Origin of the sequence: Chitinophaga sp. (assembly GCF_036566945.1) — a bacterium.
Classification (GTDB): Bacteria; Bacteroidota; Bacteroidia; order Chitinophagales; family Chitinophagaceae; genus Chitinophaga.
This window is the reverse complement of sequence record NZ_DATCVJ010000654.1, coordinates 1-1533: the sequence shown is the minus strand read 5'-3', so window position 1 is coordinate 1533 and position 1533 is coordinate 1. Positions and strand designations below refer to the sequence as shown.

Sequence of the window (1533 nt, the reverse complement as noted above, 5' to 3'; positions counted from 1 at the left end):
TGCCGGCTACCACCTGGAATTTAGCGGGGTTAATCAATGCATAATACCCCACTGCAATTACACGTCCTCTGGGATCTCTGTCTGGTGCATCAAACGAATACAGCTGTTCCAGAAAGACTTCATCCATGCCCAGCTTGGTTTGCAGAATACGCGAGCAGGTACTGAGGAAGGTTTCGTCCATTTGCAGGAAGCCACCCGGTAAGGTCCAGCAGTCTTTAAATGGCTCCTCTTTGCGGTTCAATAGCAATACAGATAAGGTATTGTCGTGGTAACCAAATACCACCAGGTCTACCGCCAGTGAGGGATTTTTATATTCGTGAAAAGCCTTCATATTTTTGTTTGCGTCAATTTAACATGAAGTAAAGATTTTTTCGGGAGATAACCTAAAAATTGTCGCGTCCGATCGCATAAAAAGTCATACGAATGATCTCGTGAAGCCCGCATTTATTTTTTAACTTTATCTAAAACCATCTTATGATACTTAAATACCTCACCGGAGAATTCGAACATGAAGTAGAGAATACGCGTAAATTATTACAGGCGGTTCCCGAAAAAGACCTCGCTTATAAACCTTCAGAAATTTCCTGGACAATGGGGGAACTGGCCCAGCATATTGCCACCATTTATTATTGGTATGTGGGCGCCCTTACCAAAGAGGTGTATGACCTGGCCGCGGATCACCTCGAACGCGGAGACACCAATGATATCAAGGCTACACTGGATCTTTTTGAAAGCAATGTGGTGAAGGCGAGAACTGCTTTGGCATCGCTTACGGAAGAAAAACTACAAGACAACTGGACCATGAAAGCAGGGGAGAAAGTGATCCTCGGACCTATGCCCAGAGGCATTGTATCCCGTGGGCTGCTCTTTAATCATATTTATCACCATCGCGGCGAATTGATCGTTTACCTTCGCGCTACCGGAAATAAAGTGCCTGGTTTGTATGGTCCTACCTACGAACAAAGTAGAAATGCAGCGCGCTAATTTTTCTTAAAAATCAGCCATGACAAAGATATAGTTTGTACTATGGAAGATAGCGCAAACTATATCTTCGGACCCCGAACAATGAAGTAAACATCCTTTCACGCAGGCCTCCCGTGCCTAAACGGTAATTAATCCATGGGAACGTTCCCGTGAAAAATTATCAAAAAAATATATATTTCCGTTCCGCAAGTATTATGTTTGATGCGCCAATGCAACATACCTGATCCTATGACCAATTCCCTCTTTACCATCCTTACTGTGCTCAACCTATGGAGCCAGCATACAAAAGCGGACGAAATCCGTCTTTCTATGGCATCACTACATCCGAAACAGCCATACAAATTATCAGCGAGTAATTATCCGATGCACATTATGAAACATGATTAATTTTTTATGTTATATCAGGCAATAAAAGACGAAATAATAATTTTAAGAACCAAGTTTTTTAAAACACTCCTTGTATTCTTTTTAGTAATCCCTGTCTACTTCTATTTAATGGAGGCTTCCTGGTACCAAATCATTCCATTTATCTGTATCGACATGGTGCTG

2 protein-coding genes are annotated in these 1533 nt (G+C 42.1%); one reads left to right on the top strand and one right to left on the bottom strand.

All coding sequences use genetic code 11. From position 1 onward, the window contains the following. The coding region (locus VIP81_RS19920) for an NUDIX domain-containing protein (protein WP_331965187.1) at window positions 1-331 on the bottom strand (331 nt) is incomplete at its 3' end. Between the two features lie 143 nt (window positions 332-474). On the opposite strand from VIP81_RS19920, the gene VIP81_RS19915 reads away from it, so the two are divergent. Next, window positions 475-984, top strand: a complete 510-nt coding sequence (locus VIP81_RS19915; protein WP_331965184.1) for a DinB family protein — start codon at window positions 475-477, stop codon at window positions 982-984. Window positions 985-1533 lie beyond the last annotated feature (549 nt).

Excerpts from the sequence above, each read along its gene's own strand:
- VIP81_RS19915 (WP_331965184.1), top strand. The coding sequence starts at position 475 with ATGATACTTAAATACCTCACCGGAGAATTCGAACATGAAGTAGAGAAT.